Origin of the sequence: Streptococcus oralis (assembly GCF_023611505.1) — a bacterium.
GTDB classification, from domain to species: domain Bacteria; phylum Bacillota; class Bacilli; order Lactobacillales; family Streptococcaceae; genus Streptococcus; species Streptococcus oralis_CT.
Map to the genome: position 1 here is coordinate 170,885 of NZ_CP097843.1, position 18,273 is coordinate 189,157.

The following is an 18,273-nucleotide window of genomic DNA, read 5'->3' on the forward strand; positions in this document are numbered from 1 at the left end:
ATATGAATCATTATCAGAAAAAGATTGTTAAGGGAACACTATATTCGCTACTCTCAGGCCTAATCTGGGGGATCTGTGGGATTTTAGGAGAGTATTTTTTCACTCATTATCCAGTGTCTTCTGGATGGATTACTTCTATGCGTTTACTGGTAGCGGGGAGTTTGGTTTTAGGCTTATCGGCCTTTCAGTTGCGCACTCGATTATTGGATATCTGGCGTGATAAGAAAAATTATCTACCTTTTTTAGCCTATGCTATTCTAGGTATTTTTTCTGTGCAGTTTTTCTTCTATCTCTGCGTTGAGTATTCCAATGCGACGACGGCGACCATTTTGCAATTTATCAGCCCAGTTTTTATCCTGTTTTACAATCGCATTGTCTACCAGAAAAAGGCTTCGATTACAGCGATTCTCTATGTTTTGATTGCCATGCTAGGTGTTTTTTTGATGGCCACAAAAGGGGACTTGTCCCAGTTATCCATGACGCCCTTGGCTCTAGTGACTGGTTTGCTCAGTGCGGTAGGGGTCATGTTTAATGTCATCCTTCCCCAACGATTTGCCCGCCACTATGGATTTGTCCCTACTGTTGGTTGGGGGATGATTCTGGCAGGGCTCTTTAGTAATTTCCTTTACCCTATCTATCAGATAAGCTTTCAAATGGATCTGGTAAGCGTGCTGATTTGTCTGATGATTGCCGTGTTTGGCACCGCTTTTGCCTTTTTCCTGTCTATGAAGGCTGTCTCTCTCGTTTCCCCTCTCGTTGTCTCTGTAGTGAGCGCTAGCGAGCCTCTCTCTTCAGCTCTATTAAGTGTTCTTTTTCTAGGATTGGTCATGGATGTTTTTTTGGCCTTAGCTATGGTGTTGATTATCGTTCCGATGATTTTCTTATCTGTAGAAGAAGCAAAACAAGCCAAGTAAAGATGCTTATTTGATAGTTGAGGCTTCAAATTTGAAGCCTTTTTTGGTAGAATAGGTATCATTATAACGAACCAGGAGGCGCCTATGACTGCTACAAAAATGAATGCTCAAGAGATTATCCAATTTATCGCCAATGCTGAAAAGAAAACCAGTGTCAAAGTAACCTTTGAGGGAGAACTCGCAACTGCTGTACCAAGCTCTGTTGTTAAACTAGGAAATGTTTTATTCGGAGACTGGAAGGATATCGCTCCGCTTCTTGAAGGTTTGGTAGAAAATCAAGATTATGTTGTCGAGCAAGATGCTCGTAACTCTGCAGTTCCTTTGCTAGATAAACGTGCTATCAACGCTCGTATCGAGCCAGGTGCGATTATCCGTGACCAAGTTGAAATTGGTGACAATGCTGTTATCATGATGGGAGCCGTTATCAATATTGGTGCTGAAATCGGTGCAGGAACCATGATTGATATGGGTGCCATCCTTGGTGGCCGCGCTATCGTTGGAAAAAATAGCCACGTTGGTGCAGGGGCAGTTTTGGCAGGTGTGATTGAGCCAGCTAGTGCTGAACCAGTCCGCGTCGGAGACAATGTTCTTATCGGTGCCAATGCAGTGGTTATTGAAGGAGTACAAATCGGTAGCGGTTCAGTCGTTGCCGCAGGAGCTATTGTTACCCAAGATGTTCCAGAAAACGTGGTAGTAGCAGGTATTCCAGCTCGTATCATCAAAGAAATTGATGCCCAAACCCAACAAAAAACAGCGCTTGAGGATGCGCTTCGTACCTTGTAATTGTAAAAGTAAAAAAGAGGCGGAACCCTTTTTCCAGCCTCTTTCTTCTATCAAAAGGAGGATCGATAGATGTTAGATTTGATTCAGACTAGACGAGATTTACACCAGATTCCAGAGATTGGCTTGGAGGAGTTCGAGACTCAGGCTTATTTACTGGATGTGATTGAGAAATTGATTGCGGGCAAGGACTTTGTTCAAGTTCGTACGTGGCGAACAGGAATTTTGGTATATTTGCAGGGAAGTCAGCCGGAGCGGACCATTGGTTGGCGGACAGATATTGATGGCCTGCCTATCGTCGAACAAACAGGCCTGCCTTTTGCTTCTCAACACCAAGGTCGCATGCATGCTTGTGGCCATGATTTTCATATGACTATTGCCTTAGGCTGTCTTGAGCGCTCACTTGAGGAGCAACCCAAGAATAATCTGCTCTTCCTATTTCAGCCTGCTGAGGAGAATGAAGCCGGTGGTATGCTCATGTATGAGGATGGTGCTTTTGGGGACTGGCTACCAGACCAGTTCTATGGCCTTCATGTTCGTCCAGATTTGAAGGTCGGACAGATCGCGACCAATACTCATACACTCTTTGCAGGGACTTGTGAGGTGAAGATTCGTTTCAAAGGAAAAGGAGGACACGCAGCTTTTCCGCATGAGGCCAATGACGCCTTGGTGGCTGCTAGTTACTTTGTAACTCAAGTACAGTCAGTTGTCAGCCGCAATGTCAATCCAATCGAGGGAGCAGTGGTGACCTTTGGTGTTTTCCAAGCTGGAACAACCAACAATGTCATTACAGACACAGCATTTTTACACGGAACCATTCGCGCCTTGACTCAGGACATGAGCCTATTAGTACAAAAAAGAGTCAAGACAGTAGCAGAAGGTGTTGCAGCAGCCTTTGATATGGAAGTTGAAGTGGAACTCAAGCAAGGAGGCTACCTACCTGTTGAGAACAATCCAGCCTTGGCGCGTGAACTGATGACATTCTTTGAAGAAAAAGACGGGATTGAGTTGATTGATATCGAGCCTGCTATGACAGGTGAAGATTTTGGTTATCTCCTTTCGAAGGTTGATGGGGTTATGTTTTGGTTAGGTATCGATAGTCCCTACGCCCTTCACCATCCTCAGATGAGCCCCAAGGAAGAAGCCTTAGCCATTGGGGTAGATGCGGTCTCTAGTTTCCTGAAAAAGAAGGAAGCAGAGTAGAGGAATTGTCTATGAAAGCAGAACTACGCAAGAAAATTTTGCAAGAAATGAAGGCTCTATCTCAGGAACAAAAACAGGCTATGGATCGAGCTTTAACCGAGCGTTTCTTACGTCACCCCTTTTACCAAGAAGCTAAGACCATCGCAACCTATCTCTCCTTCCCTCATGAATTTCAAACGCAAGAATTGATTGAGCAGGCGCTGAAGGATGGCAAAAAAGTTCTGATACCCAAAACCTATCCCAAGGGGCGAATGGAGTTTGTGGTCTATCATCCGCAGCAGTTGGTAAAAACTTCCTTTGGCTTACTGGAACCGCAAGGAGACTTGGAAGTGGTGGAACCGTCTCAGATTGATTTAATTCATGTTCCGGGCTTGGCTTTTACAACAGAGGGCTATCGGATTGGATATGGTGGAGGCTACTACGACCGCTATCTGGAACATTTTGTTGGGCAGAGCCTGAGTACAATCTATCCTTGTCAGGTTCAGAAGTTTAACTTGGAAGACCATGATATTCCCGTCCAGGAGGTGCTAATCTATGAAGGAAATCTTTGATAAACGCTATCCTGTGACTAGTTTCTTCCTCCTAGTAACGGCATTGGTATTTCTTTTGATGTTGGTTCTTACAGGTTTAAATTTTGAACGAGCAGATACCTTGCTTCAGTTTGGAGCTATGTATGGACCAATCATTCGCCTGTTCCCTGAGCAGATTTGGCGCCTTTTTTCGGCTATATTTGTGCATATTGGATGGGAGCATTTCATTGTCAATATGATTTCGCTCTACTTTCTTGGACAACAAGTGGAGGAGATTTTCGGTTCTAAGCAGTTCTTCTTTCTCTATCTCTTATCAGGAATGATGGGCAATCTCTTTGTTTTTGCTTTCACACCGAAAGTTGTAGCAGCAGGGGCCTCCACTTCTCTTTACGGACTATTTGCTGCGATCATCGTCTTGCGTTACGCAACTCGCAACCCCTATATTCAGCAGTTGGGGCAATCCTATCTGACACTTTTCGTGATAAATATCATTGGAAGTGTTCTGATCCCAGGAATCAGCCTAGCAGGGCATATTGGTGGCGCAGTAGGCGGGGCTTTTCTAGCGATCATCTTTCCAGTCAAATGGGAAAAAAGGATGTATAGTACCAGCCAGCGAATCGGAGCAACTGTACTTTTTATCGCACTAGCCATTTTCCTTTGCTATAAGGGAATGAGCTATGTGTAGGGATGGAATAGTTAAAAAGCTACTCAAAAAATGAGTAGCTTTTTTTGGAACCATTCGAAACAACACAGCTCTAAAACTGATGAAAATGGGGAATGGGGAGAAGATGGGTTTTGGAACCATTCGAAACAACACAGCTCTAAAACCTAGGAAGAGGAAGCAAGACGTCTCTACCTGTTTTGGAACCATTCGAAACAACACAGCTCTAAAACAATCGATAAGTGCGTCAGGATCCCGAGCAAGTTTTGGAACCATTCGAAACAACACAGCTCTAAAACACGACGAGCTCACACGCTCCCCTCTTGTTAGTTTTGGAACCATTCGAAACAACACAGCTCTAAAACAAGTGCTGAATTTCCTTGTCTGTGTAGCTAGTTTTGGAACCATTCGAAACAACACAGCTCTAAAACAGCGTTCTGTGCTCCGCTTAAAAGACTATTGTTTTGGAACCATTCGAAACAACACAGCTCTAAAACAACACTGGGGAAAGTTCAAGTATGTTAGGAGTTTTGGAACCATTCGAAACAACACAGCTCTAAAACATAGCGACGATCTTTGACAAGAGGTTTAATGTTTTGGAACCATTCGAAACAACACAGCTCTAAAACAATCAAAGTGCAAATCTATATGTTGCAGGCGTTTTGGAACCATTCGAAACAACACAGCTCTAAAACTGCATTCTTGTAAAACTGCGAACTAGAAAAGTTTTGGAACCATTCGAAACAACACAGCTCTAAAACAGGAAGACCTTAAATACCGAATTGATTCAAGTTTTGGAACCATTCGAAACAACACAGCTCTAAAACCTCGTAGAAAAATTTTTCTTACGAAATTTCGTAATCGCGCCATTCGTCCCAGCCGGACTTCAGTTCGTCAGGTCCCAATTGTTACCCTTATTATACCATATTTTCAGGGTTCAAGAAATAGTCTTGATCCAGCACATACTGCGGGAAATCATAGACTTTTCGAGGTTCGACAAATAAAACTTTTAGTTGATTGAGTTGGATATACTCTATCAAATTTACTAACTCATCCTTTGATAGATAGGCAGATGCATTGATGAAAACAAGGAGTTTCTTTTTAGAAAGATATTTAAAAACTTGGACAATTTCTAGCATCTTTTCAAAAGGTGTATCACTCAGGGTTTCGACTTTGACACCAAGTGCATCGATTAACTCTAGAATGGTAATTTCATCATACTCCAAGTCCAATTCGTTTTCCAAACACTCAAATGCCAGCAATTCTGTAATCGTAGCAACCAACTTTTCAATCATGGACTTGACTTCTGGCTTGTCATGGACTTGACTTCTGGCTTGTCATTGAGCTGATTTTCAAGATCCGCATGTATCAACTTGAGCATGGCGGGTGAGTTGAGATTGTATCCTAAGACATCCGTTATCACTAGTAACTCAGCCTCTTTCAGAGATTTTAAATTTCTATCAAACAACTTCAACTCCCCATCATCAGTATATTGGTAGAATTGCTTGACGATAGTTGAAAAGGTAAACTGGTCTTCCAACACTAAAAAGGTTGCATTTTCAATAGCTAATGGTTCGTCTAATAGCGGGAAATTAATCTTCATCTCTAGGCTCCTCTCCTAGAAAAACTAAACGGGCATCGGAGTTTGCTACGCTGGTATTTCGCTCGCCATTTAAGTAAATCATGCGAGAAAACTGCTTTTCTGTAACGGTTAAGAGGGTAATATTGCCTTTTTTAGGATTATGAGTTTTAAGGCGTTCAATCATGGCGTTATTAGCAGAGTTGTTGAGCAAGAGCTTGCTATAGATGGAGAATTGGTGCATGATAAATCCCTCGTCTATGAGGAACTTCCGAAATTTTCGATAGGCCTTACGTTCCTCTACGGTATCAACTGGCATATCAAACATTAAAATCATACGCATATATCGATAACTCATATCCTAAACTCAGGAACTCCTTTCTCGGGTTGATTGAGAGCTTGGATGACTTTCTTAGTATAGTCGCTGACGATATTGGACAGGTACATATCTTTACCATTGTAGTGGAAGGTATCTGAGAAAATAGTAAAAAGCTCTCGTTTGATTTTGATAAAAGAACTGTTTCGATTTTCATAGACAATTCTATCAATAATCGGACGGAAAGGCTCCATAATATCGCTAGCAAGGTTGAATTGATTGAACTGGTTGGCATGTTTCAAGCCAAACTGGGTCATACAGCCAGACAACACAATCTCACGCGCAAACATACTCAAAATCAAGGTGTAGCCGTAGTCCAAGGCAGCATTGATATCACTATCTTGCTCACGGCTGAAATCATTTCCAAACAAGGTGTTGAAATAAATACGAGCTGCGTGTCCCTCACGGTTACTAGGATCAAACAAATCCAACCCATGATAGAGATCAATGACGGACTGAGATTTTTCTAGAAAACCACAACTCCCCAGATAAAAAGCTTGATTGAGAATCTTTTGTGCAATAATGGTGGTCCAAACTTGTGCTTTAGCCTCCTCGCTCCAAGTAATTTGACGAGAGAGTTGTAAACTGGAATCGTGCCGACCGTAGTAAGGCATTAAATATGCTGTCGGCAAGCGTTTATCATCACAAAAGATGACCAAAATATTTTCATCCACCAAGCGTTTAATCAACATAGTAGAGAGAACAATATCTGTCGTCTCCAAAAGTAGGATGTCCACCTCGGACAGGTGAATCAACTCTGTCCGAGAGGCATCTTTAAAAATCAAGTGATTGTTCTTGTAAGAGAGCTTAGAGTGTGTATTGACAACAACGGTTCTCCATCCCATTAGTCTTCTCCTAGTTTGCTCAAGTCAATCCGAGTCTCGTAGAGACCAGTGATGGATTGGTGGATGAGGGTGGCGTTGAGGATTTCGGATACAGTTGTGTATCGTTTTCGATCAACATCTTTGCCAAAAAATTTAAAGGCAGCAGGAGCACCCAAAGCAGTAAAGGTCAACAAATTGATAAACGAATTTGCTAGAATTTCTATATCTGCTTGCTCATTGTCTGCATATAAGTTCTTGATTTTCTCTAGATTTGCATCCGCGAGGACATATTTTTGAGAGAACTCAGATACAAGATTTAACAAATCCTTAAATTCATTTCGGTGTTTCTGAATGTATTCTAAATGTCCTGGTTCGTCTAGTTTATGGACATTTTTAGAATGGTAGAGCAAGGTTGTTAAATATACTGGAAGCACTATTTCATTGCCTTTTTGAAGTTCTTTCGCACTTGCAAGTAGTCGTCTGCGACCATTTTCCAGTTCAAATAAACTATACTTAGGCAGGCAGAGGATATTTTCTTTACATACATTATGATAGCCTTTATTTTCAAGGAAAGCTATTGGATTCTTCTCAAAAGCGTCTTTCTCCATGATGGTAATACCAACTAGAGTCTTGACAGTCTTCAGTTTTTTCGCTTTCCCTTTTTCGATATCGGCAATGAGCAAGATTGAGTAGGCGATAACCGGACTATCAAATCCCCCATATTTAGTAGTGTCCCAAAGAATATCCTTTGTTTTTCGAGGGATTAGCTTATCAGAATTTCCCTTAGGAAGAATGGACTCTTTAGAGAAGCCACCTGTTTGCACCTCTCGCTTCTTCACAATATTCACCTGCGGAAGTGAAAGAACTTTTTTGATTGTAGCGAAATCTTTTTCCTTATTCCAAGCGATTTCTCCGGTATCTTTGGAGTATTCGATATTCTCTCTTTTTACGATAGTTCCGTCTGCGTAATGCACCTCTTCTTTAAAGAAGTTCAACAAGTTTGAGTAGAAGAAATACTTTTCAGTTGCTTTTTCGATTTCTTTAGGGTCTTTGGATCTGGAAATATATCTCTTAAGATCGTACTTTCGATAGTCACCATAGACGAATTCAGGCTCTAGTTTAGGATATTTCTTAAGGATAGCCTTAGCAACTACTGCATTTAAATAGGCGTCATGCGCATGGTGGTAGTCATTGATTTCACGCACCTTGTATAACCTAAATTCTTTACGGAAGTTGGAAACTAGATTGGATTTCAAAGTGATGATTTTGACGGTACGGTTCTTCTTATCCTTCTCAGTCACTTCTTTATTGAAGCGAGCATCCAAAATCTGTGCAACATGTTTTGTGATTTGGCGTGTTTCAACTAGTTGGCGTTTGATAAAGCCAACTTTATCAAGCTCGTTTAGCCCGCCTCGTTCAGCCTTGGTTAAATTGTTAAATTTACGGTAGGAAATCAATTTGGAATCCAACAATTGTTGCCAAAAAACCTTCATCTTTTCAACTACTTCAAGACATGGGACATTATCAGATTTCCCACGGTTCTCTTTTGAACTAGTCAAGACACGGTTGTCAAGAGAATCGTCTTTTATAAAGGCCTGTGGGATGATGTGGTCAATGTCACAACTGCTTAGTTGGTTGATATCAAGGGCTTCTCCAGTATACATATCTTTCCCGTTTTGGAGATAGTAAAGGAAGAGGCGATCATTTTGAAGTTGATTATTATCTGTTGGATGTTCTTTTAGAATTTTGGAGTTAAGTCCAGATGCTAAGATTTTTAATGAATCTTCAATTCGCTTATATCTTTGTTGGGAATTCTTTTTCCCTCTGGCAGTTGTCTGATTTTCTCGTGCCATCTCAATCACAATGGACTCAGGTTCGTGTCCCATAACCTTGACAAGTTCATCAACGATCTTGATACTTTGTAAAATTCCCTTTTTAATAGCAGGACTTCCTGGAAGCTCTTGGACAACTTGTTTCACATCATTTGTCTTACCAACCACTTGTGCTTTCTGGATAATTTCTTTGAAAGAAAGCCCGTCATCATTGATTAATTGCATAAAGTTGCGATTGCTGTAGCCGTCGTCCATTAAATAATCAAGAATCGTTTTGCCGGTTTGTTTATCTCGAATACCGTTAATCAACTTAGCAGAGAGTTTTCCCCAACCAGTATAATGTCGACGAGTTAGTGCTTTAATAACTTTCTCATCAAAGAGAGAGTCGTATTGAGCAAGACGTTGCTTGATCATCTCACGATCTTCAAAGATAGTTAGCGTGTGGACGATATTTTCAAGAATCTCTTCATTTTTAGAATCATCCATAAACTCTTTATCCTTGATAATCTTGAGTAAATCATGATAAGTAGAGAGACTCGCGTTAAATTGTTTTTCAATTCCTTTTAGTTCGATTCCATCGTAGCCATCAACATTGTGTAGAAACTGAATGATGTCTTTTTCAGTTACTTTTCTTTTCTCTTTGAATAATTGATTGACAATTTGCTTCTTCTGCCCACTATCAAGGAATTGATAGTCTCTCAATCCCTCTGCAATAAATTTTACTTTTGTTAATTCATTGTAGACAGCAAATGTCTCATACAACAGACTATGCTTAGGTAGAACTTTTTCTTCCGGCAAATACAAGTCATAGTTGGTCATTTTATTGATGAAGTCTTCTGCAGAGCTTGCTTTATCAACAATTTCTTCAAAATTCCAAGGTCTTATTGCTTCATCAGAATTTCGAGTAAGCCAAGCAAAATCTCGATTGCCACGAGCCAATGGGCCAACATAGTATGGAATGCGGAAGGCCAAGATTTTCTCAATCTTTTCTCTGTTTTCCTTCAAAAATGGATAATGTTCTCCTTGCCGACGGAGAATGGCATTCATTTCTTGAAGATGAATTTGATGAGGAATAGAACCATTATCGAAGGTGCGTTGTTTTCTCAAGAAATCTTCACGTTCAATTTTCTCAAGGAAACAATCTGCTCCTTCGAATTTAGAGAGAAGATTTTTGATATATTTGTAAAATGCTTCTTGTGTGGTCTTACCATCAATATATCCAGCATACCCATCTTTAGATTGGTCAGAAAAAACTTCATCATATTTTTCTGGAAGATTGTTTTTGATGAATTGTTTTAAAGCTGCCAAGTCTTTTTGGTGATTTTCATAGCGTTCAATCATAGATGCTGACAGTGGAGCCTTGGTTGAAGGATCTGTAACAGTTAAGATTCCTGATAGAAGAATGGCGTCATAGAGTTTTTTAGCAACTAGGAAAAGGTCTGCAAAATCATCTCCAATTTGTCCGAGTAAGTTTTCCAAATCCTCATCATAGGTATCTTTAGAGAATTGTAGTGGAGCTTTTTCTTCTAAGTCAAAATGTTTTTTAAAATCAGCCTGATTTCCTACAATTAACTTGAGAAATTCTGAAAACAAACCAGTGGATTTTTCATCAGGAAAGAGTTTTAGAACGCGTTCTCTCTTGGCAGATTTACTAATTTTATCAGTAAAAATTGCTTCTACTTGTGCGTTTTGCCCACTAAGTGAACTTCCTTCAAAGGTGTTATCGTAAATGCTTATAAATTCGCTAAAGATTTTTTGGATATCATTGTTTTTAATATCGAAAGCTTCTTCATATAAAAAATGCCCACGGTATTTAATCATATGAGCTAATGCTAGATAAATCAAGCGCAAGTCAGCTTTTTCTTTTGAGTCCGCCAGTTGCTTTCTAAAATGATAAATAGTTGGAAATTGCTTATGGTATTCTTTCTCTTCTGTCAAGGTAGCAAAAATAGGGTATTTACTTTCTCTTTTATCCTCAGGAACTAAAAAGGAGTCATCTAATCGATGAAAGAAACTACTATCCACCTTGCTTATTTCCTGAGAAAAGATTTCTTGAAGATAGCGAAGACGATTTTTTCGACGTGTATAGCGACGGCGCGCGGTTCGTTTTAGACGTCTATCTTCAGCAGTAGTCCCTTCATCAAATAATAAAGCTCCAATCAGATTTTTCTTGATAAAGTGTTTATCAGTATTGCCCAGAATCTTCATCTTTTTCGATGGCACCTTATAGTCATCCGTAATGACGGCCCATCCGACGCTGTTTGTTCCGATATCAAGTCCGATAGAGTAATTTTTGTTTTCCATGTATAAAAACCTCCGTTGTATTTGTATTAAGATATAATTTAAAAATTAAGAAATGAGAGCTTTGATTAAGTCAATGCACCCCTTCATAAACTTTACTAACTCAGTTAGAATAGCTAAATTATCTTTAGTAAATTTGAATTTCTTCAAAACAATCTCCTTAAAATACAACTTCATTTAATTGAATCATTCTAACTAAAAATTTCAATAGAATAATGATGAAGTATCGGTAAAAATGTGCTAAAATTGATTATAAGTTATATTTTAGTTTTAGAACTGTATTGTTTCAAATGAGGATAAACAAGCTTTTTGTCGTATCTGTAAAATGATTTACATTTCACTTGATAATCTTTGACAAGTATAGTACAATAAAGCTGTTGGAACTATTCGAAACAACACAGCAAGTTAAAATAAGGCTTTGTCCGTACACAACTTGAAAAAGTGCGCACCGATTCGGTGCTTTTTATTTTATTATACTAACTCATTGTACTCCTATTTTTATAAAAAAACAAATAATATCGTAGCGCTTTCATAAAATTCGATATCAATTCGATGGAGTTTATAAGTAAGTGAACTGAGAAATACGGATTCCTTTTTAAGTAGATGTTCTAAAGAATAGCAATATAAAATAAAAAGAACTGGGATAATTAACTATCCTAGCTCTTTTTTATATGGAATATTCTTCTATTCCCCCTCAGATAACTCTTTTCCAAGCTGGATGAGATAATCTTTCAAGTCGTCTTTGACTTGGGGGTGTCTTAGTGCGTAATCAATAGATGTTTTCATAAAGCCAAACTTATCTCCGACATCGTAACGAGCCCCTTTGAACTCACGAGCAAATACACGTTGTGTTTTATTGAGGGTATCGATTGCATCTGTCAGCTGAATTTCATTTCCTGCACCCGGAGCTTGGTTTTCGAGGATTTGGAAAATTTCAGGCGTGAGGAGGTAGCGTCCGATAATAGCAAGGTCGCTAGGAGCATCCTCTGGCGCTGGTTTTTCAACGAAGGTTTCAACGCTGTAAAGGCCGTCTTTTCCTTCGCCTTGCGGAGCAATAACCCCGTAAGCAGATACTTCGTCATGAGGGACTGGCATAACAGCGATAGTAGACGCGTGGGTACGCTCGTAGTCATCCATGAGTTGTTTGGTGAGCGGAACAGCTTTTTCGTTGGTGATATCCATCAAGTCATCACCAAGCATAACGATAAAGGGTTCATTTCCAACGAAAGCCTTGGCTTGCAAAACAGCATCTCCGAGACCACGTGGATGCGTTTGGCGGATAAAATGTAGGCGCATGCCAGTTGTTTCATCAACTAGCTTCAAAAGATCTGTTTTCCCTTTTTCTTTGAGGTTGTATTCCAATTCGAAGTTTGAGTCGAAGTGGTCCTCAATGGAACGTTTTGACTTACCAGTCACAACCAAAATGTCTTCGATACCAGATTTGAGGGCTTCTTCAACGATAAACTGGATAGTTGGCTTGTCCACGATTGGCAACATTTCCTTGGCCAAGGCCTTAGTTGCTGGGAGGAAACGAGTTCCCAATCCAGCGGCAGGGATGACTGCTTTTCTGACTTTTTGTTTCATAAATGTTCCTTTCTATGAAGGTCTATGACCATTCGTTTTCTGCTTTAAATTCATTACTCATGATGTCGTTGATTGCTTCTTTGATATTGACACCTTCGTAGATAACTCGGTAAATAGCCTGTGTGATTGGCATGTAGACACCCAATTCCTGAGCCAGTTCGTGAGCTGCTCGAGTTGTTGAAATGCCTTCAATGACCATGCCCATGTTTGCTTCGATGTCTGCGAGGGATTCTCCACGGCCAAGAGCATTACCGGCCCTCCAGTTACGAGAGTGGACAGATGTTCCCGTTACAATCAAATCCCCAACTCCAGAAAGCCCGCTATAAGTTAGAGGATTTGCCCCAAGAGCGACTCCTAGACGGGTGATTTCTGCCAAGCCACGTGCGATGATGGCCGCCTTGGCATTGTCGCCAAACCCTAGACCATGTAGTGCGCCAGCGCCAACTGCGATGATATTTTTAAGAGCACCAGCGGTTTCAACCCCGATAACATCCGTATTAGTATAGAGACGGAAGTAGTGATTGCTAAAGAGATTTTGAACGTACTGAGCAGTTTCGAGGTCTTTAGAGGCTGCTGTAATCAAGGTGATATCGCGTACAATGGTTTCCTCAGCATGGCTCGGCCCTGAAACAACGACGATATCACTGCGAAGGTCAGCTGGGATTTCCTCCTCAAGAATGGTTGATAGACGTTTGTGGCTATCTGGTTCCAATCCTTTGGAGGCATGCATGATGACAACCTTGTGATCAAGCACCTTTGCTACTTGTTGGGCAACCAGTCTCGTTACTTTTGTTGGGACCACAAATAAAACAGCATCCACATCCTTTAGTGTTTCTTCCAAGTCATGATAGGCTTTGATCTTTTCGTCGAGTAGGATATCTTTGAAGTAGCGTTTGTTTGTATGTTGGTTATTGATTTCATCAATTTGGTCAGAAATATTTCCCCAAATTCGAACTTCGTGTCCATTGTCGTTTAGGACCTGCGAAAGGGCGGTCCCCCAAGAACCAGGACCCAAGACAGCGATGGTTTGTTTCTTCATCTTTTCCTCCTTGTAAGAGTTCTTCCTTTCATTTTACCATAAAAAGCCTTTTCATGCATCACCTGTATATGAAAGCGCACTAATTTATAATAAGGAGACTTCTTTGACAAGATTCCTCTTTTTTGCTAGAATAGCATCAATATGAACGAATGAGAAGGAGCTGACGCAAGATGTCGCTCCCTTTATCTATTTTATTAGGAGGAAATATGCTCATTAAAAAAATAAAAACCTATAAATGGCAAGCCTTGGCATCCTTAATGATGACAGGCTTGATGGTTGCGAGTTCGCTCTTGCAACCGCGCTATTTGCAAGAGGTGTTAGAGGCTTTGTTGGCCGGGCAAAATGAGGCTATTTATAGTATTGGCGCTTGGCTGATAGGAGTAGCCCTAGTCGGTCTGGTTGCAGGTGGGGTCAATGTAACGCTTGCAGCCTACATTGCTCAAGGAGTGTCTTCGGACCTTCGGGAAGACGCTTTTCGCAAGATCCAGACTTTTTCTTATGCCAATATCGAGCAGTTTAATGCGGGTAACCTTGTCGTCCGTATGACCAATGATATCAACCAGATTCAGAACGTGGTGATGATGGCTTTTCAAATCCTCTTCCGTCTTCCTCTTCTCTTCATCGGTTCTTTTATCTTGGCGGTTCACACTCTTCCATCACTTTGGTGGGTAATTGTCCTCATGGTGCTCCTAATCTTTGCACTAACTGCCATCATGATGGGGATGATGGGGCCACGATTTGCTAAGTTTCAAACCCTTCTTGAACGGATCAATGCTATCGCTAAGGAAAATCTACGTGGTGTGCGCGTAGTCAAATCCTTTGTACAAGAAAAAGCACAATTTGACAAATTTACCGATGTTTCTGATGAACTTCTCGGCCAAAATCTTTATATCGGTTATGCCTTCTCAGTTATAGAACCCGTTATGATGCTAGTCGGCTATGGGGCAGTCTTCCTCTCTATCTGGTTGGTGGCAGGTATGGCTCAGTCAGATCCATCTGTTGTGGGCTCGATTGCTTCCTTTATCAACTATCTAAGCCAGATTATCTTTACCATCATCATGGTTGGATTTTTAGGAAATTCTGTCAGTCGTGCCATGATTTCCTTGCGTCGTATCCGCGAAATTCTAGATACCGAGCCAGCGATGACCTTTAAAGATCTCCCAGACGAAGAGTTAGAAGGAAGTCTCTCTTTTGAAAATGTAACCTTCACCTATCCCAATGACGATGAGCCTATGCTGAAGAATGTAACCTTTGAAATTGCGCCTGGTCAGATGGTGGGTGTGGTTGGGGCGACTGGAGCAGGGAAGTCCACCCTAGCTCAGTTAATTCCGCGACTTTTTGATCCACAGGAGGGATCTATCAAGATTGGTGGCAAGGATATTCGAGACGTCAGCGAGGGAACCTTGCGTAAAACAGTTTCCATTGTCTTGCAACGTGCTATTCTCTTTAGCGGGACCATTGCAGATAATCTCCGTCAAGGAAAAGGCAATGCCAGCGTGTCAGAAATGGAACGTGCGGCACGGATTGCCCAAGCCAGTGAATTTATCGGACGCATGGAAAACAAATTTGAGAGTCAGGTCGAAGAACGTGGCACCAACTTTTCTGGTGGACAAAAACAACGGATGTCCATTGCCCGTGGGATTGTCAGCAATCCCCGTATCCTGATTTTTGACGATTCGACTTCGGCCTTGGATGCTAAGTCAGAAAGACTCGTACAGGAAGCTTTGAACAAAGATCTGAAAGGGACGACGACGATTATCATCGCTCAAAAGATCAGTTCAGTCGTCCATGCAGACAAGATTTTGGTCTTGGATCAAGGGCGTTTGATTGGAGAAGGACGGCATGCAGACTTGGTAGCTAACAATGCCATCTACCGCGAAATCTACGAAACACAAAAGGGAAAGGAGGAATAAAATGAAAACCGTTCGATTTTTCTGGAATTATTTTAAAGTTTACAAGTTCTCCTTTGTCATTGTGATTCTGATGGTTGCAGTTGCGACGATTGCCCAAGCCCTCTTTCCAGTTTTTTCAGGTCAAGCAGTGACGGAGCTCGCTAACCTAGTTCTAGCTTATCAAAATGGAACTTCCGAACTAGCCTGGCAGAGTTTATCAGCTCTGATGCTGAATCTAGCTCTGGTTGTCCTCGCCCTAGTGGTATCCAGTTTGATTTACATGACCTTGATGACCCGTGTGATTGCTGAGTCGACAAATGAGATGCGTAAGGGCCTCTTTGGCAAACTTTCTCGTTTAACGGTTTCTTTCTTTGACCGCCATCAGGATGGCGATATTCTTTCTCGCTTCACAAGTGACTTGGACAACATCCTTCAAGCCTTCAATGAAAGCCTAGTTCAGGTCATGAGCAATATTGCTCTTTACATCGGTTTGATTTTTGTCATGTTTTCAAGAAATGTGACGCTAGCCCTGATAACAGTAGCCAGTACTCCAGTGGCCTTTCTCATGTTGGTCTTCATCGTGAAAATGGCCCGCAAGTACACCAATCTCCAGCAAAAAGAGGTTGGGAAACTCAACGCCTACATGGACGAAAGCATTTCTGGGCAGAAAGCTGTTATCGTACAAGGTATTCAAGACGACATCGTAGCAGGCTTTGTGGAGCAAAATGAGCGCGTACGCAAGGCAACCTTTAAAGGGAGAATGTTCTCAGGCATCCTCTTCCCAGTTATGAATGGGATGAGCTTGGTCAACACAGCCATCGTCATTTTTGCAGGTTCGGCTGTCTTGCTGAACGATCCAAGTATCGAAACAACGACAGCCCTAGGTTTGATCGTCATGTTTACCCAATTTTCTCAGCAGTATTACCAGCCGATTATCCAGGTGGCTGCGAGTTGGGGGAGCCTCCAGTTGGCCTTTACCGGAGCGGATCGTATCCAAGAAATGTTTGATGCAGAAGAAGAGGTTCGTCCGCAAAATGCACCAGCCTTTACGGAATTACGAGAAGGTGTTGAAATCAGTCACATTGATTTCTCTTATGTGCCAGACAAGCCGATTTTAAAAGATGTCACCATTTCAGCTCCTAAGGGGCAGATGGTAGCAGTTGTCGGTCCGACAGGTTCAGGGAAAACGACCATCATGAACCTCATCAATCGTTTCTACGATGTGGATGCAGGTAGCATTTCCTTTGATGGGAAAGACATTCGTGACTACGATTTGGACAGCCTGCGGAGCAAGGTCGGGATTGTCTTGCAGGATTCGGTCTTGTTTAGCGGAACGATTCGGGATAATATCCGCTTCGGTGTGCCAGATGCCAGTCAGGAAATGGTCGAAGCAGCTGCCAAGGCAACTCATATTCATGACTATATCGAAAGCCTGCCTGATAAGTATGATACCCTTATTGATGATGAGCAAAATATCTTCTCGACTGGGCAGAAACAATTGATTTCCATCGCTCGAACTCTGATGACTGATCCTCAAGTCTTAATCTTAGATGAAGCGACTTCCAATGTCGATACCGTAACAGAGAGCAAGATCCAACATGCCATGGAGGCGATTGTAGCAGGACGAACCAGTTTTGTCATTGCCCATCGTCTCAAGACCATCCTCAATGCCGACCAGATTATTGTCCTCAAAGATGGAGAGGTCATTGAACGTGGGAATCATCATGAGTTGCTCAAACTCGGCGGTTTCTACTCAGAACTCTATCACAATCAATTCGTCTTTGAATAAGAAAGAAGTTGTCTTCATTGGGCAGCTTTTTCTTGTCCATAAAAAATACTTATCACGGTCTTTAAAAAAACATATTAGACAGGAAAAGGTTGGAGTGATAAGATAAGACTGTCGCAAGAAAATCGAAAGGAGACACATCATGGCTAGAACGGTTGTAGGAGTTGCTGCAAATCTATGTCCAGTAGATGCAGAAGGGAAAAACATTCATTCATCTGTATCCTGTAAATTTGCAGAGAGCATTCGTCAGGTCGGAGGTCTTCCTTTAGTGATTCCTGTAGGGGATGAGTCCGTTGTGCGAGATTATGTGGAAATGATTGACAAACTCATCTTGACAGGTGGACAAAATGTCCATCCTCAGTTTTATGGAGAGAAAAAAACCATTGAGAGCGATGATTACAACCTAGTGCGAGATGAGTTTGAACTGGCCCTCTTGAAAGAAGCTCTTCGTCAGGACAAGCCCATTTTAGCAATCTGCCGCGGTGTTCAACTTGTCAATGTTGCCTTTGGTGGGACCCTCAATCAAGAAATCGAAGGTCACTGGCAAGGACTGCCTTTCGGAACATCTCACTCTATTGAGACAGTAGAAGGAAGTGTGGTGGCTAAGCTATTTGGAAAAGAAAGTCAGGTCAATTCCGTCCATCGTCAAAGCATTAAAGATTTGGCACCTAATTTCCGTGTAACTGCTATTGATCCAAGAGACCAGACCATTGAAGCGATTGAGTCTATCGACGAACATCGCATTATCGGTTTACAGTGGCATCCAGAGTTTCTGGTTAATGAAGAAGATGGCAATTTAGAACTATTTGAGTATTTATTGAATGAACTGTAACGGTTAGAGACTCTAGCCGTTTTTTATTCGTCCCTTCAGATTTTTTGTATTTTAGCATTTTTACGCAAACGTTTGAATTCTGATAAAAATTGGGCAAATTCAATAAAAAAGCTTGAAAAAATCGAAGGTAAGCGTTATGA

At 41.4% G+C, this 18,273-nt stretch carries 13 protein-coding genes, 1 pseudogene and 1 CRISPR repeat array; of the genes and pseudogenes, 8 read left to right on the plus strand and 6 right to left on the minus strand.

Annotated features, from left to right (window positions below; translation table 11 throughout):
* Nucleotides 1-2 precede the first annotated feature (2 nt).
* From M9H69_RS00955 to M9H69_RS00975, 5 genes are all read left to right on the plus strand, one after another.
* Nucleotides 3-914, plus strand: a complete 912-nt coding sequence (locus M9H69_RS00955) for a DMT family transporter (RefSeq protein ID WP_061599196.1) — start codon at nucleotides 3-5, stop codon at nucleotides 912-914.
* An 84-nt stretch (nucleotides 915-998) separates the two neighbouring features.
* On the plus strand, nucleotides 999-1,697 hold the full coding sequence (gene dapD / locus M9H69_RS00960) for a 2,3,4,5-tetrahydropyridine-2,6-dicarboxylate N-acetyltransferase (RefSeq protein ID WP_250315679.1): 699 nt from the start codon (nucleotides 999-1,001) through the stop codon (nucleotides 1,695-1,697).
* Nucleotides 1,698-1,766: 69 nt separating this feature from the next.
* On the plus strand, nucleotides 1,767-2,897 hold the full coding sequence (locus M9H69_RS00965) for an N-acetyldiaminopimelate deacetylase (RefSeq protein ID WP_195216995.1): 1,131 nt from the start codon (nucleotides 1,767-1,769) through the stop codon (nucleotides 2,895-2,897).
* A gap of 11 nt (nucleotides 2,898-2,908) precedes the next feature.
* On the plus strand, nucleotides 2,909-3,448 hold the full coding sequence (locus M9H69_RS00970; RefSeq protein ID WP_061599199.1) for a 5-formyltetrahydrofolate cyclo-ligase: 540 nt from the start codon (nucleotides 2,909-2,911) through the stop codon (nucleotides 3,446-3,448).
* A complete protein-coding gene (locus M9H69_RS00975; RefSeq protein ID WP_250315680.1) occupies nucleotides 3,432-4,112 on the plus strand; it encodes a rhomboid family intramembrane serine protease in 681 nt (226 codons plus the stop codon). Before M9H69_RS00970 ends, M9H69_RS00975 begins: the two co-directional genes overlap by 17 nt.
* A 41-nt stretch (nucleotides 4,113-4,153) precedes the next feature.
* Nucleotides 4,154-4,916: a CRISPR direct-repeat array (repeat unit 37 nt; unit sequence GTTTTGGAACCATTCGAAACAACACAGCTCTAAAACA).
* An 89-nt stretch (nucleotides 4,917-5,005) separates the two neighbouring features.
* Here M9H69_RS00975 and csn2 read toward each other — a convergent pair.
* The 6 genes and pseudogenes from csn2 to M9H69_RS01005 all read right to left on the minus strand — a co-directional run bounded on the left by csn2 (nucleotide 5,006) and on the right by M9H69_RS01005 (nucleotide 13,623).
* Nucleotides 5,006-5,691, minus strand: a pseudogene (csn2, locus tag M9H69_RS00980) (type II-A CRISPR-associated protein Csn2).
* The gene (cas2, locus tag M9H69_RS00985) at nucleotides 5,681-6,025 is read right to left on the minus strand and encodes a CRISPR-associated endonuclease Cas2 (protein WP_002876413.1); all 345 of its coding nucleotides are present in this window, start codon (nucleotides 6,023-6,025) and stop codon (nucleotides 5,681-5,683) included. The pseudogene csn2 and the gene cas2 overlap by 11 nt, the downstream one beginning before the upstream one ends.
* Nucleotides 6,022-6,888, minus strand: a complete 867-nt coding sequence (gene cas1 / locus M9H69_RS00990) for a type II CRISPR-associated endonuclease Cas1 (RefSeq protein ID WP_000539863.1) — start codon at nucleotides 6,886-6,888, stop codon at nucleotides 6,022-6,024. The genes cas2 and cas1 overlap by 4 nt, the downstream gene beginning before the upstream one ends.
* Complete coding sequence (gene cas9, locus M9H69_RS00995; protein WP_250315681.1) at nucleotides 6,888-11,003, minus strand: type II CRISPR RNA-guided endonuclease Cas9; 4,116 nt, start codon at nucleotides 11,001-11,003, stop codon at nucleotides 6,888-6,890. The genes cas1 and cas9 overlap by 1 nt, the downstream gene beginning before the upstream one ends.
* Before the next feature lie 681 nt (nucleotides 11,004-11,684).
* Nucleotides 11,685-12,584 carry a UTP--glucose-1-phosphate uridylyltransferase GalU gene (gene galU / locus M9H69_RS01000; RefSeq protein ID WP_250315682.1) on the minus strand — a complete coding sequence of 300 codons (900 nt, stop codon included), beginning with the start codon at nucleotides 12,582-12,584 and terminating at the stop codon, nucleotides 11,685-11,687.
* A gap of 22 nt (nucleotides 12,585-12,606) precedes the next feature.
* The gene (locus M9H69_RS01005) at nucleotides 12,607-13,623 is read right to left on the minus strand and encodes an NAD(P)H-dependent glycerol-3-phosphate dehydrogenase (RefSeq protein ID WP_250315683.1); all 1,017 of its coding nucleotides are present in this window, start codon (nucleotides 13,621-13,623) and stop codon (nucleotides 12,607-12,609) included.
* 206 nt (nucleotides 13,624-13,829) lie between these two features.
* On the opposite strand from M9H69_RS01005, the gene M9H69_RS01010 reads away from it, so the two are divergent.
* The 3 genes from M9H69_RS01010 (at nucleotide 13,830) to M9H69_RS01020 (ending at nucleotide 18,133) form a co-directional block, all read left to right on the plus strand.
* A complete protein-coding gene (locus M9H69_RS01010) occupies nucleotides 13,830-15,536 on the plus strand; it encodes an ABC transporter ATP-binding protein (protein ID WP_250315684.1) in 1,707 nt (568 codons plus the stop codon).
* Between the two features lies 1 nt (nucleotide 15,537).
* On the plus strand, nucleotides 15,538-17,304 hold the full coding sequence (locus M9H69_RS01015; RefSeq protein WP_250315685.1) for an ABC transporter ATP-binding protein: 1,767 nt from the start codon (nucleotides 15,538-15,540) through the stop codon (nucleotides 17,302-17,304).
* Between the two features lie 139 nt (nucleotides 17,305-17,443).
* Nucleotides 17,444-18,133, plus strand: a complete 690-nt coding sequence (locus M9H69_RS01020) for a gamma-glutamyl-gamma-aminobutyrate hydrolase family protein (protein WP_250315686.1) — start codon at nucleotides 17,444-17,446, stop codon at nucleotides 18,131-18,133.
* The last annotated feature ends 140 nt before the right edge of the window (nucleotides 18,134-18,273 follow it).

Excerpts from the sequence above, each read along its gene's own strand:
- M9H69_RS00955 (WP_061599196.1), top strand. The coding sequence starts at position 3 with ATGAATCATTATCAGAAAAAGATTGTTAAGGGAACACTATATTCGCTA.
- dapD (WP_250315679.1), top strand. The coding sequence starts at position 999 with ATGACTGCTACAAAAATGAATGCTCAAGAGATTATCCAATTTATCGCC.
- M9H69_RS00965 (WP_195216995.1), top strand. The coding sequence starts at position 1,767 with ATGTTAGATTTGATTCAGACTAGACGAGATTTACACCAGATTCCAGAG.
- M9H69_RS00970 (WP_061599199.1), top strand. The coding sequence starts at position 2,909 with ATGAAAGCAGAACTACGCAAGAAAATTTTGCAAGAAATGAAGGCTCTA.
- M9H69_RS00975 (WP_250315680.1), top strand. The coding sequence starts at position 3,432 with ATGAAGGAAATCTTTGATAAACGCTATCCTGTGACTAGTTTCTTCCTC.
- cas2 (WP_002876413.1), bottom strand. The coding sequence starts at position 6,025 with ATGAGTTATCGATATATGCGTATGATTTTAATGTTTGATATGCCAGTT.
- cas1 (WP_000539863.1), bottom strand. The coding sequence starts at position 6,888 with ATGGGATGGAGAACCGTTGTTGTCAATACACACTCTAAGCTCTCTTAC.
- cas9 (WP_250315681.1), bottom strand. The coding sequence starts at position 11,003 with ATGGAAAACAAAAATTACTCTATCGGACTTGATATCGGAACAAACAGC.
- galU (WP_250315682.1), bottom strand. The coding sequence starts at position 12,584 with ATGAAACAAAAAGTCAGAAAAGCAGTCATCCCTGCCGCTGGATTGGGA.
- M9H69_RS01005 (WP_250315683.1), bottom strand. The coding sequence starts at position 13,623 with ATGAAGAAACAAACCATCGCTGTCTTGGGTCCTGGTTCTTGGGGGACC.
- M9H69_RS01010 (WP_250315684.1), top strand. The coding sequence starts at position 13,830 with ATGCTCATTAAAAAAATAAAAACCTATAAATGGCAAGCCTTGGCATCC.
- M9H69_RS01015 (WP_250315685.1), top strand. The coding sequence starts at position 15,538 with ATGAAAACCGTTCGATTTTTCTGGAATTATTTTAAAGTTTACAAGTTC.
- M9H69_RS01020 (WP_250315686.1), top strand. The coding sequence starts at position 17,444 with ATGGCTAGAACGGTTGTAGGAGTTGCTGCAAATCTATGTCCAGTAGAT.